We start from the raw sequence: 17509 nt of genomic DNA on the forward strand, positions 1-17509 counted from the left end.
TGATGCAAGATCACGATCCAGGAACGAAAGTAAATCATATGTTAACTAGGTTAAAATATCAATTTATTATGTACCTCTTTCATTTAGTTATAACTCAGGTTTTTAGCGGTTTACTCGTTGTTTAGTATTTGTAATATAAATTAAAAATAAGTATAAAGGATTGATTTTTTGTGCGGGTAATTATTCCCGACTTATTACTAATGCGTTTTTGTTGTGTTATTGCTAATAATTTAAATGCTAGGTTGTTAGCTATCAAACTTTGCTATAATCGAAAAAATTTTTTTGTAGGGTAAAATAATGAGTCAAGTAGATGTAATTGTAATAGGTGCGGGAGCAGCAGGATTAATGTGTGCAGCGCAAGCTGGATACCGTGGCCGAAGCGTTACAGTACTTGATATGGGGAAAAAGCCAGGTCGCAAAATTTTAATAAGTGGTGGTGGGCGTTGCAATTTTACAAATGAAAATGCAACCCCTGATAACTACTTATGCGCAAATGCTCATTTTGTTAAATCATGCTTAAGTCGTTATACACAGCATGACTTTATTGAGCTGGTGGACAGACATGGCTTGGCGTATCACCATAAAACACTAGGTCAGCTTTTTTGCGATAACAATGCACAAGACATTGTTAATATTTTACTGACCGAATGTGAGTGGGCCGGGGTAAATATAAAACTACGCAGTGAAGTGATCAGTGTATCAAAAACCGAAACCGGCTATAGCGTTACCACAGAGCAAGAAACCTTAAGCTGTGAGTCGTTAGTTATAGCATCAGGTGGCTTAACTATGCCAAAACTAGGGGCTACACCAATAGGTTATAAAATTGCAGAGCAGTTTGGCTTAAGCGTGTTACCAACTATGGCTGCACTTGTGCCGTTTACTCTGCATCAGCATGATAAAGAGCGTTTTGAAGGGCTTTCGGGAATTAGTATTCCATGTGAAGTTTCAAGCGAAGACGGCACCGTATTTAAAGAAAATATCCTCTTTACTCACCGAGGGTTATCGGGCCCTGCAATATTGCAAATAAGCTCATTTTGGCGAGCAGGGCAGGCTGTAACTATAAACCTGCTACCTGAAATTGATTTAAGGCAACAACTTGCTGATTGGCGTGAAACACAAGCCCAAAAGTCGTTAAAAAACAGCCTTGCGACTATTTTACCTAAACGCTTTATAGAAATACTGCATGAAAGCAAAGCGATTCCAGATTGTAATATTAATCAGCTTACACATGCTCAAATAGATGAGCTGGTAAATTACATTCACGCTTGGCAAATTAAACCCAATGGCACAGAAGGTTATAGAACAGCAGAAGTAACATTGGGCGGTGTAGATACCGACGAGTTGAGCTCAAAAACCTTTGAAGCTAAAAAAGCTAAAGGCCTATACTTTATAGGCGAAGTAACCGACGTAACTGGTTGGTTAGGGGGCTACAATTTTCAGTACGCCTGGAGCTGTGGATTTGCTGCAGGGCAATATGCTTAGGCGTTAACTTTATTTAGATTTAGCTGTTTTATATAGTCTGGATAAGCGGTAATAGTTAAATTGTTATCGCTACAACAGACTAAATTACGGCCATTATTTTTAGCTTCGTATAGTGCTTTATCAGCCCGTTCCAATATCTTTAGTACAGTATCATCCGTTTGAATAGGGGCTAAACCTATACTGATAGTAAGAGATATATTTACAATTGGATGAGTGCCCACATACTCTTTTAGCTCATTAGCTTGTGCCATCGCATCGGTTATAGAGGTGCCTGATAAAATAACAGTAAACTCTTCACCTCCCCATCGTGCAATTAGAGAGCTCTTTGGCATTTTATTTTTTAGTATATTGGCAAATTCACTTAAAACGCTATCACCTACTAAATGACCATAAGTATCGTTAATGTTTTTAAAGTAATCTATGTCGCAAATAAGTAAGCAGTTAGACGTTTTTGACACTTCATTTTTTGCAATTAACTGAGATAGTTCAGAATCAAATTTTTGTCTGTTATACAGGCCAGTCAATTTGTCTGTCTCAGCTAAGTGTTGTATTTCTATATTACGCGTTGCTAAATGTTGGTAGGCTGAAAATCGTGTTTTTTCGTAAAATCTAAAAATTAAAATATGAGCAAGGCTTACCTCTATAAGGTTAAATAAAGAGCCTAAGCCAATTGTTACAGTTTGCTGTTGTTGTAAATACACAAGATATGCACAAATAGCAAAAGCGACTGTACTAAATAGGCTTCCCCAGTTTCTTCCAACTAAAAAAAAGCTAAAAGGCGGGATCAACGTTGCCCAAAATAAAGAATGCGCATGTCCGCCTACAGAAATCACAAACATCATTATTAAGCTAACAACCATAAGGGCAACGGCCCATGCTGCTGCATTTACATTGGCTGTTTTATTAAACCAAGTATAAATACCTAACGATATAGCAAGCCCTAAGGCATCAATTAAAGCAATGTCATAACTTTCAAAGTAGAAAAGGTTGAGGAGTGTTAAAACTAAAAAATAACTCGTAGTTATTAGTAAAGAGTGGGCTATTAAACGAGTACGCCAAAAGTCTTTATGATCTTTAGGGTATTGCGGAAACTCCTTATACCAAAAACCTAGCATACCAAATAATCCTTGAGTCCTTTAATTTAAAGATTATTACCTATATAAGATTTTTATTATAGCTTTTTAACTTTGATTAAAAGAGTATTGCAGGTTGGAAGTGAGTTATTTATATAAAAGCTTAACGGGTTAAACGCTAAGCTTTATAATAATTCAGGTAGAGCTGAATAGTTAACTATTTATAGCAGGGCGATAATCATTCTTAACACCTGCGTAATTAGGGCCAAATATAGAAAGTCCTTTTGGCGTTGTAAACTCAACAGGTGCTGGCAAAATAATAACGGATACAGGCATACCTATTTCATAATTTGGGTTGGTGATTGGCGTACCCGCTTGTGTGTTTAGGCAACAAATTAAATCAGGAATGGTAACGTGTACTTCTCGATTTAAAAACGCAGCCATATTTTCGTTTTTAACCGTAATTTTATAACTGTTACCAGCAAATTTGCCAGTACCAGCAAGCATAACTTCGCCTATGGTAAAGCCTTCAAGTGTTTTAAATTCAAACCCACTAACAACTCCTTCAAACGCGACAAATCCATTACCTTGCTCGGCAACTACATTAATAGTGTTTTCATTTGAGTTGTTGGCTTCGCGCATGGCTCTTCCAAGCTTTAATGCTTTACTTATCGTGCCGTGAATAACCGCATCTTTCATGTGTTCAATAGGAAGAATATGATCAATGGCTGCGATGTCGCTACGGCTTATTTTGGCAAGGGCACGCACTACGGTTTCAGCGCGTAAGTCATCCATAACGTTTTCACAAATAAAGCATTCGCCAAATTCGTTTGCGGTAATAATTGGTGCCGCGGGTAAATTATTTAAATAATAGGTTGAGTGGGTAATTTCAGGAACAGCTCGTCCAGCAGGGTCGGCATCAATAATATAGCCGTCAAACATAGCCGCTAAATAAAACGATACCGCAGTATTAGCACCACCTAGTTCGCAACAAATCGTTCCGTAAATGGACTCTTTATTAATGTACTCAAGGGCGCGATCGTAGGCCGCTAAAATAGAATGCTTACCTGTACGTGGGAGATTAGCGTAAGCGCGCTCTTCCGTATCTGTTAGTGGCGAGATTGCCCCTAAAATATAAGGTGTGCATACAAGCTCACCCGCGGGTACTTCATCTGCGCTAATAAGTTTAAACGTTTTACCTAGTGCAAGGGCTTCGTCAATGTAATTTATGCCTTCACTTAGCTCACCGCCACCACCGGTACCTAAAATGGCGCAGCCGTATAAAATATCAATTAGTTGTTCACGATTAAGAATTTGCATGTGTGTATCGCTATTGGTTATCTAAAAAAGAGGCTGCCTTAAGATTGTTTAAAGCAGCTATTTGAGAGTAAAAATTAAAAGTTGTAGCTTAGCTCTACGCCGTAACTACGTGGTTTATTAGGTTGGCGCGCAAGTTCAGTAATCCCATCGCCATATAAAAATATATCTTCAATGGCACGCTCATCAGTGAGGTTGTCTACGTAAACTTGCACTGTCCATTGCTCAGATTTAATGCCAACCCCGGCATTAAGGTAGGTGTAGCGTGATGACTCTACATCTGGAATATCAATGCTGAAGGTTTTAGGCCCTTCTATTAATACCTCCGCGCGGGAAAACAGTGACCACTGGCCGTTTAATTGCGTATTATGATTGGCCGATATGCTGTAGTTGTATTCAGGGACCCAAAACTGTGGTCTGCCAGTAAGCTCAGGGCGCAGTGCAAAGCTTTTTATTTCTGAATCAATAATACCTGCGCTTAGGTTTATGCTTAAATTGCTGGTGGCTGCATAGGCCGCTTCTAGCTCTAAGCCTTTGGTTTGCACTTCATCAATTGATAGATTTTCGAGGGTGTATGTATCTACATTAAATTGCGTAAATTGAGCATCGTCTTGGTCAATAATAAACGCAGCTCCATTAAGGGTTAATTTGCTACCAAACAAAGACGTTTTAAAACCCATTTCGTAGCTATCAGACACTTCTTGATCAAAGGTACGGCTAATTCCTTCTGCAGGCTCATTAAAGCCGCCACTTCTAAATCCGTGCGAATAACCCGTATAAAGTAAAAAGTCATCCGTAACTTGGTATCCTAAAGTTACTTTTGGCTGTAGTTGGCTAAACGACTTTTTAGCGTAAGTATCTGTTTTATTAGTTGGGTCAAACGACTCGCGAGTATCGTGATCGTAACGTAGTGCACCGGTTAGCTCTAACTTCGAGGTAATATCGTAGTTAAATTGCCCCGCAAGAGCCCACGCATCACTGCTGTTATTATCGATAATAGATAAGTAAGGTTCATCGTTTGCAAAGTCTTTACGGGTGAGTATTTGTGCATCCGTAAAGTCATCATAAAAAAGTACCGCAGTGTCGCGGTCGCGCTGTTGATAAAATGCCGACACAGACCATCTAAACTCCTGATCTGACTGAGATATAAATCGAGACTCAACAGTTAACGATTCAATGTCGTATAATCCCTCAGTACCAAACGGTGCTCTAAAAAAACCGTCTTCGTCAATAAAGGTTGCATCAGCTGAGTAGTCGCCATCGTAAAAATGTTCATTTTCAGAATTGCTGTAAGCGGTAACAAATTCAAATTTACCTAAATCGTAATGTTGCGTCAGCTTAGCGCTTAGCTCATATACATCACGCTCATCTTCGTTAATAATATTTTGTGAGGTATTAATAGAGAAGTCTTCAATGGTGTCATCGTTTACTCTTTGATAGTAAGCAAAACCTGCTTCGCTTGACGTGTATTTACCTTTAAGGTTTATTGATGTGTCTTCAGTCAATTCAAATTCTAATTGCGAAAATACAGATTGTTCTTTTAATGGATCGGCTTTATCGCCCGTGTAAGTATTTTTAATAAGGCCATCGGTATCTTTTATATAACCACCGGCTCTAAAATAAGCTGTGTTTTCATCATTTAACGACCCTGATACAACCGCATTTAGGTTATAGGTATTGCCGTTACCAATTGATCCTTTAACTCTACCTTCAAAGTCTTCAATAGGTTTTTTTGTCGTAATAATAATCGCGCCACCAATAGCGCCTCTACCGTACAGTGCGCCTTGCGCGCCACGCATAACTTCAATGCGCTCAATATCTACTAAGTCTTGGTTAATAAACTCTAAATCGGGGGCGGTTACACCATCAACAACAAACGCCAGTGGCGGATCGCCTACTTGCGGTGTAATTAACCCTCGAATAGTTATGCGCGCAAGGCCGGGTCTAAAGTTATCAAGTTGCGATAGATTAGGCGTTAAATTAGCAACATCACGAAAGCTGGTAATACGAGATTTTTCAATCGTATCGGCGCTAAAGGCGGTAACAGAGTCTGGCACGTTTTGAATTGACTCAACACGTCCTCGAGAGATAACAGAAATTTTTTCGATAGTGTTAGCTGTATTATTTTGTTCTTGTGCATTAACGTGTGACAAGCACGATAAACTCACCGCCGATGCTAAAAGCGTTTTATGGAATTTTGTTCTATTGTATCTGCTCATGTTATATGTCCTAATGTCACGACTAAGGTAATGTTTTTAACGTACAAACATTGTCGCTTTTTCAGACAAAATAATATTTTGTAAAACCTCAAATGAGCACAAACATATTGTGAAAATATCCAATAGGCGCTAAGTTTTATGTACATTTTGACAAGAGGTTTACAAAATTAATTATTTTTCAATGTGAAACCAGTTATGAAAAAAACGATAAAAATAGACAGATATAACCAAAAAATATTAGCAATAGTGCATCTTACTGCTGATCTCACTAATGTAGAGTTAGCAGAGCGAGTAAACCTTTCTCCCAGCGCTTGTTTTCAACGCGTTAAAGCATTAAAAGAAGCTGGGTATTTTCGTACATTTCATGCCGATATTAATCTTGAACAAATATGTGAGCATGTGTTTGCCTATATGGAGTTTACTCTTGAGGACAATAATTTAGCTGCTAGACGTAAGTTTTTAGCTGAAATACACGATATCCCTGAAATAATGGATTGCATGCAGTTAAGTGGTGATATTGATTATATTTCGTTTTGTTGTTTTGCAGATATTCAGGCGCTTAACGCAATGTGCGATAGGTTAACGGGCAGTAGTAATTATACGATTAAAAAATTAACCACACGTATCGTGCTTGAGCGAGCCAAGTTCTTTTTAGGCTACCCGCTTGAAAAGCTAAGATGGCGAGACGAAATGAAAATAGAAGAAGACGAACAAGGCGCTGATTAGCGCCTTGATTAGTTATAAGTGCTTATCAACTGGTTTTGGCTTAATTACCTTTACAAAAAAAGTATAAATAATTGCGGTTAAAATAATGGCATCAATAACAGTAATGCCACTCAATGACACGTTAAATATTGCCCCATTACACACAGCAAATGCCGCACCTACAAACCAAGCCGTAAATGCAGGTACCGAAAAGCGCGCGTTATTAGTAAGCGTACTGGCGTTGTACGCATCAGGCTTTATGAATAATGCATCAACAATAATAACGCCTGCAACGGGCACAAAAATATCTGACAAAAATGCTAAAAAGCTAATAAACATATCTAAAATATTTATAAATGCCGCGCCAATTCCTACTAGCCCTAATAAAACAATAACCCACTTTTTATGCCAGTACGGAAAAGTTGCTTCTACACTGAGTGCGGTACTGTATAAGTTTAGTGAATTTAAAATCCAACTTCCTGCAATCACAATAAAAAAAGCCGAAAACCCTAGGTTGAGCGCAAGCATTAAACTGAGTATTTCTGTTTCTTGCATGGCGGCTGCTGCAAATACAGCTACAAAAATAACGAGCAGTTCAATAATCATATAAGCAATAAAAGAGGTGTATATGCCGCCACGTTTTTGTTTAGAAAAACGGGTTATATCGGGCAAGATAATTGCGCCAATAATAACGCCACCAACAATAGCGGCTACACCATCTTCAAGTGATAAGTCTGCTGACTTTTCTAAATTAATAAAATCAATAAATGGCATGTTATCTAATGCGCCAAATAGCATCATAGCGGTGACCGCAGCCAAAATAGGGATCATGATAGAGGCCAGCACATTAATAGCTTTAAATCCGTATAATGTGGTTATGAGCATGGCGCAGCCAGCAGCTATATCAATTGGCCATTCAGGCATAATAATATTAAATTCAGCGCTCAGTAGACGTACTACTGCATTCGAAAACAAGTCAATATTTACTCCAAACCAGCCAATTAATGACAAAGCAAAAGCTATATTTACAATGCCAGCACCTGCATTACCAAAGGCTATTTTTACTAACAGATAAGAGCTTAAGCGGCTTTTTACACCTATTGTGCCCATGGCACCGCCAATTACGGTTAAAATGATAGATCCAATGACTAACGCCCAAAGTGTATTACTCACAGTTGAACTTTGATGAATTTCTAAGCCGGTTATAAATGTGGGTAATGAAAAGCTTAGCATTGCAGCAATTGCGGCAATACGTGGCCAAGCAACTTGTTCGTTTGTGCATATGGCGTGGGGATCTTTCTCGTTGGGCATTACCTGTTCTCTTATTTTTATATCTTTAATATTACTATACGCTGCTGGCGTGCAAAATTTTCTATTATTGGTGTGGTATTCAAAAGATTAGGTTTAAAAAAATGGCTGTAAAAAAATATTATTTTGTTAAGTTGATAACCCTTTTTGAGGTGAATAAAATCCAGCGCAAAAAAAACCGCCAAACTGGCGGTTAAAAGGTCTACACAACACTGTAAAAGTTATAACTACATAGTTACTTTAATAGTTCGAGCACATCAAAGCAGGCACCCATTGTATGATAATCAGTTTTACCTATTGGGCTTTTCATCGTGTCTATTTTTTTATTGTCAGCGGTTAAAATTCTAAACCACGCACCGTATTTATGATCAACTAAATGCTGCCACGAATACTGCCAAATTTTGTCGTACCATTGCTGATATTTTTCATCCCCTGTTGCTTGATAAAGATAGGCTGCACAACACAGAGTTTCGGCTTGAACCCAAAAGTACTTATCGTCATCGCAAATAGTTTTATCAGGAGCAAAGCCGTAGCAAATACCGCCGTGTTTTTTATCCCACGCTACATTTATTGAGTTATCAAATAAGGCTTGAGCGCGTTCAATAAGCCATTTTTGTGGCTTATGCTTATTTAAAAACATAAGCAGTTTTGACCACTCTGTTTGATGGCCAGGTTGAAAGCCCCACGGGCGAAATAAATTTTTAGGATCATCTTTGTTGTACTCTAAATCGACCTGCCAATTTATATCGTAATGCTCCCAGATTAATCCGCCCATTAAATTAGCTTGGCGATTAACCATGTTGTCGGCAAGTGTGAGCGCACGGTTTAAAAATATCTCGTCTTTTGTGGCTTCATAGGCGGCAATAAGTGCTTCGCAAGTGTGCATGTTGGCATTTTGGCCGCGGTATGAATCACATTGTGTGAAGTTGCTGTTGTGCTGATCTTTATATAAACCGGCTTTTGCATCCCAAAAATGTGTTTCCATTGTTTGAAATGTATCGTTGAGGTATTCGCGCGCCTCTGTAACGCCTGCGCGGTACGCCCAGCTGTACGCTAAAATAACAAATGCAAAGCCATAGCAATGATTGGTGTTATCAAGCACGGTTGCTTGGCCGTTTTCAACTTTTAATAACCAGTTGTAGCCGCCTGTTTGCTCAACAAGGTGATGCTTACGAATAAACTCAATCCCCGATTTAACACGGTTTAGGTACTTTTCGTCATTAAAGGTTTGATACGCGCGTGCATAGTTAAATACAAAACGGGTAGAGCTTACTAAATGGCGTGTTTGTTTATCAAATACCTCACCATTATCAGAAAAGTTTTGGTAAAAACCACCGTGTTCGTCGTCAATATTTGGCTCATAAAACGCTAACGTGTCGCTAATGTGCTGCGTTAAAAACTCACGGCTTTTAAAGTTATCAGGTGTACTTTTCATAGTTCGCTCCTAAAATCGTGTAGAGACTTTTGGTTAGGTAGGGAGTTAAATGCCCCTTTGTAAGATGCGGCATGGGCACCACATAACGAAGCAAATTCAAAAATAGTTGTTAGTGTTTCGGGCGTGTTGCAAAGCTCGCTAAAAGAGCTGGGTGTCAGGTTTTGTAAGCCTAGTTGATACAGCAATCCACCTACAAACGCATCTCCTGCAGCGGTGGCATCAACCATAGTAACCTTTTTAGGGTGAAGCGTTTGCTTGGCATTTTTTGTATACCAATGCATAGGGTTGCCTGCATCGGTAACTACAAATAGCTCACAACCGTTATTAAGTGTTTGGGTAATAAACTCATTGCTCGATTGCTCACCCGCTAAGTATTCAAGCTCTTCTTTTGAGGCTTTAATAATTGAGCAGTCTTTTAATAACGGTAAAATATGCTTGCGAGGGTTGGCATCGCTTGGCCATAAATTGAGGCGCAAGTTAATATCAAAGCTCACAATTGAATTATTTTGTTTTGCAAATTTAACACCGTAAGCGGTGGTGTTTCTGATGTTTTTTTCGGTTAATGTGTTTGAGCAAATATGAAAAATATCGCATTGCTCAAACCATTCGCGACTAAAGTCATCGTTACTAAAGTGCAAATCGGCGGTGTTATCACGGTAAAACTCAAACGTGCGATCGCCATCGTTATCGAGTGATACAAACGCGAGAGCTGTTTTTGCTTGGTTGGTAAAACGCATAAAGTCGGTTTTTACACCTTGCTCTTTTAATGCATTATGTAAAAAGTCGCCAAAGCTATCAGTGCTTAGCATTCCTGCAAAGTAGGCATTACCGCCTAGCTTTGCAATGGCAACGCTTACGTTTGCAGGCGCACCGCCTGCAAACTTTGTAAACGCTTCGTGTTCGTTGCTGTTTTGGCTTAATTTATTTGAAAGTAAATCAACCAGTACTTCACCAAAGCATATTGTGTGTTTCATGATCTTGCCTTAGTTGTTAGTCAAGTAGCCAATGTAATGCTATTGCAGCTGTCCACGAGAAATCTTTACCACCACAGCCTGCACCTGTTTCTGGGTTAAAATATTCGTAGTAGCCTGACTTAACAACTAGGTTGCGAGTGTCATCTTGAATTTTGTCAGCCGTTGTTGCAAAGCCTGCCTCTTTAAGGCCTATGGCTATCATCCAGTTGATGTGTAACCAAATCGGGCCACGCCAGTAGCGTTGTGGCTCGTATTTTTCCTCTTTAGGGTGAGTAGATGCCACACTAAATTGGCTCGACTCAATAAAATCTTCGGTGGCTGTATTAATTATTTTAGTTTGCTCATCGCTTGTTAAACCTGCATATACAGTTAATAGTGCAGCTGATGTTTTAACTTTAGCCAAGCTGTTAGTTAATACATCTCTGCAATAAAAGTACTGGCTTTGTTCACACCATAAAGTGTTTATGGCTTGCTCTGTTATTTGTAAGCGCTGTGCTAAGTAATCAGTGCGAGTATCGTTTAAGCCAAGTTGTTCACCCATTTTGAGTAAATCTTTGGTTGCACGGTGTAAAATAGCAATAATACCTAGGTCATTCATTTTATACGGACAGGTTTCGTAAATTACTTTACTGTCAAAGTTGTTACGTTTAAAAAAGTCTACAAGGTATAAAAAGCGGTCGTATTCACTTTTATGTGGACGCTGAGAAGAATCTACATGACTTGTATCACGGCGCGTATATTCCCAATCCACACATGGCACAGCATGAAGAGCGTCATCCCACGATGGGCTGTTATCCATGCCCGATTCCCACGGGTGGTAGGTTACTACTAAGCCTGTTTTTTCAGGATCTCGGTCGTTGTACCACCATAAATGATAATCAACTACTTGTGAGAATAACGCTTTAACTTTTTGTTCTGCAAGTGCTTTATCTTTAGCGCTGGCAAGCATTTCTTTCATTATAGTGGCGACTACTGGCGGCTGTGAAATAGACGTACTTTTAATTTTTTTATCCGAACCCCATACGTCAGGGCCAGGAAAATAAGTATCAGAATCTTTATGAAACAAGATGTGCGGCACCATGCCATCATCCCATTGGCCTGAAAATAACACATCAATTTCTTGCCATGCGCGGCTTTCGTCTGATTTCATCCAGCCTAGTGCTGTAATGGCTGAATCCCAGTTCCACTGAAACGGGTATAGGCCATGTGTTGGTACTGTATAGCCACCTAAGTCGTTTGCTATAAGTGTTTTAGTAGCAAGGTCTGCAAGCGATGAAGCCGTTGCTGAGTCAATTTTACCGCTGTTTATAGTAGTCATATTGGGTGCTCTTTGTGTGTTATTTTCGATTTGGATAATATTAAAGCACTCATTATGGGTTGTAAATGTTTTTTTTCTGTGCTTAAATCCTGTTCGAAGTAACAAAAAACTAACATGTTTACTTGATTATTTCGGCTTTGCTTAGCCACACTCTAAGTAAATACACACAGACAACTAGCACAATTGGAGAATACCCGTGAATAAAACAACGATCGCCTCTATTGTATCTTTATGCCTTGCACAGGGCGCTTATGCAGCAGAAGAAACTGCACCAGATACAGCAAAAAAAGCTAACAACGTTGAGCGTATTATCGTCTCTGGTACCAGTAAAGGGCGTGTTATTTCAGACACTCCACAATCAGTAACATCTATTAGTGAAGACGAGCTGGTAAAGCTGTCTTCAAGTAGCCAAGCGGATGTGCTTCGCTATATTCCGGGTATTAAAGTGGAAGGCGGTGGCGGTGAAGTCGCTACAAATCTTCAAGTAAGAGGATTACCTTCATCGGGTCAGTTTCAGTTTACGCCACTGTCGTACGACGGTTCACCTAGTTTGAGTGTTTTTGGTTTAAACTCATCGGCGTTTGATGTGTATTACCGTAATGATTTGGGTATTGAGCGTGTAGAGTTTGTACGGGGTGGTGTATCTAATTTATTTGGCCAAGGCTCTGTGGCCGGCATTATTAACTACATTTCTAAAACGGGCAGTGACGATCCGCAAAGTACCGTACAAATGGAGCTTTCTGACCAAGGGCGTACTCGCTTAGATTTTGCAACGAGCGGTCCACTTAATGAAGATGGCTTATATTACGCACTTTCTGGTTTTTACCGTTACGATGAGGGCCCGTTAGATACAGGCCTTGAGACTAAAGGTACACAGTTGCGTGGTAATATTCGTAAAGAATTTGATGATGGCTCTGGCTCATTTACTGTTTACGGACAGTACATTGACGACCAAGCGCAGTTTTACTTACCTATTCCACTTGATGGCGACAGCCGCGAGCGCTTAATTGGTAACGATGGTCGTGAAGTCGAATCACTGCAAACGGCGCAAGTATCTAACTTAACGTACGATACAGCAAATGGTCGTTATGAATCGCCAATCAGCGATGGTGTAGTTACTAAAGGTGGTTCTATTTCAGTGGTGTTTGAAAAAGAACTCGCTAACGATTTTGCCATTAACATGCGCAGTAAATACGCTAAATACCAACACGAATTTAATTTATTTTTAGACGGCGACGGTATTATTAATGTACCTGAAAGCCAAGACGACTTCTTAGCTAACAGAGGGCTAGGTGATGCAAGCGGTGCTGAGTTTTCTTATGTTAATTCAGGTGTCGCACTTGCAAGTGATGACTTACTATTTGCTAACCGTATTTTAGACCGCGACCGCCCAGCTGAAGATTTTTCTGCAGAATTTAATATCATCAAAAGTATTTTTGTAGGTGATTTTAGCCACGATATTACAGTTGGTACATTTTTCTCGCACAGTGAAGCCGACGACGATAACGTTATTACAACTTATTTAGGTGAGTTTAATAACAATCCTCGCTTAATCGACTTAACGTATACCGATGTTAATGGCGATGAGGTTCAGTACACTCAAAATGGTATTAGTGGCCCAGGTATTTCTTATACTAACCAAACCATTAGCGCTACCCGCAGAGCATTGTACGTAGCGGATCAAATGGAAAGTGACGATTGGATTTTTGACTTTGGTGTTCGCTACGAAGAAATTGAAGGAAAAATTAGTCGCGAAGGCAGCCAAGTAGTTCAGATTTCAGATGATCCAACGCTTGCACCTAACTTACAAGTTAACACTACGGGCAGTGGTGTAATGACTTACGGCGAAGTCGACACGTCTGAATTTGCTGTATCAGGAGCGGCGTTATATCGCTTAACTGACAATTTAAATGTATATGCCAATGCATCTCGCGGGTTTTTCTTCCCAGAAATTAGGGGTATTCAGTTTAATGATTTAGGCGAGCCAGCTAGCTACGAAGCCGAAATTGTTGAGCAAGGCGAGCTAGGTGTTAAGTTTTTTGATAACGACTTTAGCGGCAGCATTGCGTTATTTAGAACTGACTTAAAAGACAGACGCAGCGTAGACTTTGTAAATGATGGTAATGGGGGCGTATTAGAGCTGCCAGTAATGCAATCAACTAAAGCAACGGGTGTGGAGCTTACCGGTCGTTACGATATTACCGATGAGTGGGCTGTTGATGCCAATATGACCTATACCGATCACGAATTTACTGAGTTTGACTCAGACCCTTCTATTATTGGTAACGAATTACGTCGTAAACCAAAAATATTATTTAACTCATCTATTAGCTACACCGCAGATAACTGGGATGCATCGATTTACCATAACTTTACCGGTAAAAACTATGCTAACGACTCAAACTCGGTAGAACTTGATTCATTCCACTTATTTAGATTTGATGCAGGATATAACTGGCAAGTTGCACCAGAGCAAACAGTACGCTTAAGCGTTGGGGTATTTAATCTGTTTGATTCTGACGGTGTTACTGAAGGTTCACCTCGTCTAGGTAACAGCCAAACGGCAGATAACCCATACTTTGTAGGTCGCCCAATTCTCCCACGACGCGTTACTTTAAGAGTTAAATACGACTTTTAAATAAATGCTTTATGCCTATTAACTCACTTTGGGGTTAATAGGCTTTTTGCATTGTGATGCATTTTTCAGCTAAGTTAGCTACAGGTTTATCTTTTTGACTAGGCTCGTTTATTCAAAAAGGTAAGGGCAGGTAGCCGCTTGGTATTTTAATTTTGAAAAGGCGCAGTGTTTTCATATTGTGAATACGCGAATTAATTATGAATATATTAGATTTTTCAATAGTTGCTCTTTATCTTGGTGCCTTATTGGTAATGGGATTTATGCTACGCGAACAAACCAATAAAAGTGATTACTTTTTAGGGGGTAAAAGCTTAGGTTGGAAACCTTTGGCTTTGTCGGTAATGGCCACTCAGCTTTCGGCTATTAGCTTTATTTCGGCTCCTGCATTTGTTGGTTTGCGTGAAGGCGGTGGTATGCAATGGCTCTCGTATGAGCTGGGTGTTCCGCTGGCGATGATTTTAATTTTAGCGACTATTTTACCCAAGCTTTATAAAAGCGGCATTGTCAGTATTTACGATTATTTAGAAATGCGCTTTGGCCGCTCAACCCGTGTGCTTATTAGTGTGGTGTTTCAATTTAGCCGTGCGTTTGCCACCGGCATTATGATTTACGCGGTATCGCTTATTTTACAAGGCACCATGGGGATAGAAGCATGGCAAGCAATTGTACTAACGGGAGTTATAACCGTTTTGTATTCACTGCAAGGCGGGATGAAAGCTGTAGTGTACGGTGATGCGATTCAAATGATCATCATTGTATTGGGTACTATTGCTTGTATTGGATTTGGATTATATCACTTAGGTGGGGTTGATACCTTTATTGCCAATATTGATTCGAGCCGATTAGAAGCGATTAAGTTTGATTCATTTGGTTTTAGTGGAGATGGCTTTGGCTTTTTACCGATGATTTTTGGTGGTGTGGTACTTTACGCCTCTTACTATGGGTGTGACCAAACGCAAGCGCAACGTGCGCTCAGTGCAAAAGATCCTAAAAACCTACGCTACATGATTTTAGCAAATGGTGTAGTGCGCTTTCCTATTACTATTTTATATTGTGTGTCGGGTTTAATTGTAGGCACACTGGCAATGAGTAACCCTGAATTTTTAGCAAAAATTCCAGCAGATAACCCTGATTGGATGATGCCTATATTTATTTTAGATTACCTACCGCACGGCTTAATTGGTTTGTTAGTTGTCGCTATTTTGTCGGCAGCGATGTCGTCACTTAGCTCTGCAATTAATTCACTTTCGGCGGTAAGTATTGAAGATTACAGCCGTATATCTAATAAAGAGCTAGACCAACCATCTTACTTAAAGTTAGCAAAATACTTAGGTTTAGCATGGGGCGCAATTACCTTAGTACTATCACTTTTTGCCGGTGACATAGCGCCGACCATTATTGAAGCTATTAACAAAGTCGGCTCGTTATTTTATGGCCCAATACTGGCAGTATTTTTAGTTGCTGTATTAAGTAAACGCAGTGCTGCATTGCATGCCAATATTGGCTTAATTAGTGGTGTATTAATTAATTTGTTGGTGTCGGTATTTGCGCCAGATGTTTTTTGGTTTTGGTGGAATTTTATCGGTTTTGTAAGCGCTGCGGTGATCATTTATGTTACGAGTCGTTTAATTCCAAGAGAGGTAAACGAAGTCACAAAAGTACAAAATGCCGAGACAGTATCAAACTCAATTTTAACTGGCAAAGATATCGTTATGCTACTTAGCATGTTTATTGTGATGATATTAATTTGTTTAGCTATTCCTTCAATTTTTTCGTGAGCTGTGACTAATGGATTCTAAAAAGTTGTTTTTAATTGATTTATTTACCACTGCGGTAAATGCCTGCAAACCGAGTGCTTGCATGAGTAAGTATTTAGAAAATGTAGATGCAAGCAAAGGTTTGTGTGTAGTTGGGGCGGGTAAAGCCGCCGCTGAAATGGCCGCCGAAGTTAATCGCTTTTATGGTGATAAATGTTTTGGCGCAGTGGTAACACGTTATGGCTACGAAAGTAGCGGTGATACTGGGCGAATTAAAGTGCTTAGTGCAAACCACCCAACACCAGACGATAACAGCTTAGCTGCTGGCAAAGAGTTATTGGAGCTTGTAAAAAATAATCCGGCTGATATTCCTATTTTGTTTATTATTTCGGGCGGCGGTTCGTCGTTGATGTGCCTACCTGTTGATGATGTGCCTTTTTCACAAAAGCAAAAGCTTAATCAGTTTTTACTTAGAAGTGGTGCAAGCGTTGATGAAATAAATGTAGTGCGTAAGCAGTTGTCACTTGTTAAAGGCGGTAAGTTAGCGCAGGCCGCTAAGTCGGATTACGTTACGCTTATTATTTCAGATGTAGTGGGGGATAAACCAAGTGATATAGCATCAGGCCCTACTATTAGCGATGGCAGTACTAAAGCCGCTGCACTGGCTATTTTACAAAAGTACAATTGGCCGGTAATTACAGAGGTTCAAGCGCATTTATTAAAACCAGAGCAAGAACGAGTTGCTGATACCGTGGGTGAGTACTTTATTATTGCAAATGCGCAGCATGCTATTGATAGCGCTATAGGTGTTGCACAGCACGAAGGCTGGGAAACCCAGGTACTAGGGTATGATATTCAAGGCGAGGCTAAAGAAGTTGCAAAGCAACATGCGGCTATCGCTCTTGAGCAAAAAGCCCAAGGCAAGCGCGTTATGTTGTTCTCAGGTGGCGAGCTTACCGTAACCGTTGCTGATGTTTATGGCGATGGCGGGCCCAATCAGGAATACTTAATGGCGTTGGCTGAGGTACTTAATGGCGAAGCGGGTATTTACGCACTTGCTTGTGATACCGATGGTGTTGATGGTAGTAAAGATGTAGCGGGTGCGTATATAAATAACAGTACGATTGCTCGCGCACAAGATGCAGGCGAAAACTTACACGCACAGTTAGAAGGACATAATAGCCATCAGTTTTTTAAAGCCATTGATGATTTAATTATTACTGGGCCAACTAACACAAATGTGAATGATTTTAGAGTGATAGTGATTGAGTAGGCGCAGTTTG

At 39.8% G+C, this 17509-nt stretch carries 12 protein-coding genes; 5 read left to right on the forward strand and 7 right to left on the reverse strand.

Going from position 1 to position 17509, the window contains the following annotated elements; all coding sequences use genetic code 11:
* Positions 1-297 precede the first annotated feature (297 nt).
* Positions 298-1482: an NAD(P)/FAD-dependent oxidoreductase gene (locus EU510_RS13100; protein ID WP_149593853.1), complete on the forward strand. Its 1185-nt coding sequence runs from the start codon at positions 298-300 to the stop codon at positions 1480-1482.
* On the opposite strand, the gene EU510_RS13105 is transcribed toward EU510_RS13100, so the two are convergent.
* The 3 genes from EU510_RS13105 to EU510_RS13115 all read right to left on the reverse strand — a co-directional run bounded on the left by EU510_RS13105 (position 1479) and on the right by EU510_RS13115 (position 6091).
* On the reverse strand, positions 1479-2597 hold the full coding sequence (locus EU510_RS13105) for a GGDEF domain-containing protein (protein ID WP_149593854.1): 1119 nt from the start codon (positions 2595-2597) through the stop codon (positions 1479-1481). The genes EU510_RS13100 and EU510_RS13105 overlap by 4 nt on opposite strands.
* Before the next feature lie 171 nt (positions 2598-2768).
* Positions 2769-3875, reverse strand: coding sequence for a DUF917 domain-containing protein (locus tag EU510_RS13110; RefSeq protein ID WP_149593855.1), 1107 nt, complete (start codon positions 3873-3875; stop codon positions 2769-2771).
* A 74-nt stretch (positions 3876-3949) separates the two neighbouring features.
* Positions 3950-6091: a TonB-dependent receptor gene (locus EU510_RS13115; protein ID WP_149593856.1), complete on the reverse strand. Its 2142-nt coding sequence runs from the start codon at positions 6089-6091 to the stop codon at positions 3950-3952.
* A 195-nt stretch (positions 6092-6286) separates the two neighbouring features.
* On the opposite strand from EU510_RS13115, the gene EU510_RS13120 reads away from it, so the two are divergent.
* Positions 6287-6817, forward strand: coding sequence for an Lrp/AsnC family transcriptional regulator (locus EU510_RS13120; RefSeq protein ID WP_149593857.1), 531 nt, complete (start codon positions 6287-6289; stop codon positions 6815-6817).
* 12 nt (positions 6818-6829) lie between these two features.
* Here the strand turns inward: EU510_RS13120 and EU510_RS13125 are convergent, their stop codons facing one another.
* From EU510_RS13125 to EU510_RS13140, 4 genes are all read right to left on the reverse strand, one after another.
* The gene (locus EU510_RS13125; RefSeq protein ID WP_149593858.1) at positions 6830-8107 is read right to left on the reverse strand and encodes a purine-cytosine permease family protein; all 1278 of its coding nucleotides are present in this window, start codon (positions 8105-8107) and stop codon (positions 6830-6832) included.
* A 232-nt stretch (positions 8108-8339) separates the two neighbouring features.
* Positions 8340-9539: an AGE family epimerase/isomerase gene (locus tag EU510_RS13130; RefSeq protein WP_149593859.1), complete on the reverse strand. Its 1200-nt coding sequence runs from the start codon at positions 9537-9539 to the stop codon at positions 8340-8342.
* Positions 9536-10513 (reverse strand): carbohydrate kinase family protein, encoded by a 978-nt coding sequence (locus EU510_RS13135; RefSeq protein ID WP_149593860.1) that lies wholly within the window; start codon positions 10511-10513, stop codon positions 9536-9538. Before EU510_RS13135 ends, EU510_RS13130 begins: the two co-directional genes overlap by 4 nt.
* Positions 10514-10529: 16 nt before the next feature.
* Positions 10530-11831 carry an MGH1-like glycoside hydrolase domain-containing protein gene (locus tag EU510_RS13140; RefSeq protein WP_149593861.1) on the reverse strand — a complete coding sequence of 434 codons (1302 nt, stop codon included), beginning with the start codon at positions 11829-11831 and terminating at the stop codon, positions 10530-10532.
* A gap of 196 nt (positions 11832-12027) precedes the next feature.
* Between EU510_RS13140 and EU510_RS13145 the strand changes: the two genes are divergently transcribed.
* The 3 genes from EU510_RS13145 to EU510_RS13155 all read left to right on the forward strand — a co-directional run bounded on the left by EU510_RS13145 (position 12028) and on the right by EU510_RS13155 (position 17499).
* Entirely contained in the window at positions 12028-14469 is a 2442-nt protein-coding gene (locus tag EU510_RS13145) for a TonB-dependent receptor (protein WP_149593862.1), read from the forward strand.
* Between the two features lie 197 nt (positions 14470-14666).
* Positions 14667-16247 (forward strand): sodium:solute symporter, encoded by a 1581-nt coding sequence (locus EU510_RS13150; protein ID WP_149593863.1) that lies wholly within the window; start codon positions 14667-14669, stop codon positions 16245-16247.
* 10 nt (positions 16248-16257) lie between these two features.
* Entirely contained in the window at positions 16258-17499 is a 1242-nt protein-coding gene (locus tag EU510_RS13155; RefSeq protein WP_149593864.1) for a glycerate kinase, read from the forward strand.
* The last annotated feature ends 10 nt before the right edge of the window (positions 17500-17509 follow it).

The organism is Pseudoalteromonas sp. FUC4 (assembly GCF_008370255.1).
In the GTDB taxonomy this organism is placed as follows: domain Bacteria; phylum Pseudomonadota; class Gammaproteobacteria; order Enterobacterales; family Alteromonadaceae; genus Pseudoalteromonas.

What these genes read in the sequence shown, in the direction of transcription:
- EU510_RS13130 (WP_149593859.1), bottom strand. Translation starts at nt 9,539, where the DNA reads ATGAAAAGTACACCTGATAACTTTAAAAGCCGTGAGTTTTTAACGCAG.
- EU510_RS13150 (WP_149593863.1), top strand. Translation starts at nt 14,667, where the DNA reads ATGAATATATTAGATTTTTCAATAGTTGCTCTTTATCTTGGTGCCTTA.
- EU510_RS13120 (WP_149593857.1), top strand. Translation starts at nt 6,287, where the DNA reads ATGAAAAAAACGATAAAAATAGACAGATATAACCAAAAAATATTAGCA.
- EU510_RS13115 (WP_149593856.1), bottom strand. Translation starts at nt 6,091, where the DNA reads ATGAGCAGATACAATAGAACAAAATTCCATAAAACGCTTTTAGCATCG.
- EU510_RS13110 (WP_149593855.1), bottom strand. Translation starts at nt 3,875, where the DNA reads ATGCAAATTCTTAATCGTGAACAACTAATTGATATTTTATACGGCTGC.
- EU510_RS13155 (WP_149593864.1), top strand. Translation starts at nt 16,258, where the DNA reads ATGGATTCTAAAAAGTTGTTTTTAATTGATTTATTTACCACTGCGGTA.
- EU510_RS13140 (WP_149593861.1), bottom strand. Translation starts at nt 11,831, where the DNA reads ATGACTACTATAAACAGCGGTAAAATTGACTCAGCAACGGCTTCATCG.
- EU510_RS13125 (WP_149593858.1), bottom strand. Translation starts at nt 8,107, where the DNA reads ATGCCCAACGAGAAAGATCCCCACGCCATATGCACAAACGAACAAGTT.
- EU510_RS13100 (WP_149593853.1), top strand. Translation starts at nt 298, where the DNA reads ATGAGTCAAGTAGATGTAATTGTAATAGGTGCGGGAGCAGCAGGATTA.
- EU510_RS13105 (WP_149593854.1), bottom strand. Translation starts at nt 2,597, where the DNA reads ATGCTAGGTTTTTGGTATAAGGAGTTTCCGCAATACCCTAAAGATCAT.
- EU510_RS13135 (WP_149593860.1), bottom strand. Translation starts at nt 10,513, where the DNA reads ATGAAACACACAATATGCTTTGGTGAAGTACTGGTTGATTTACTTTCA.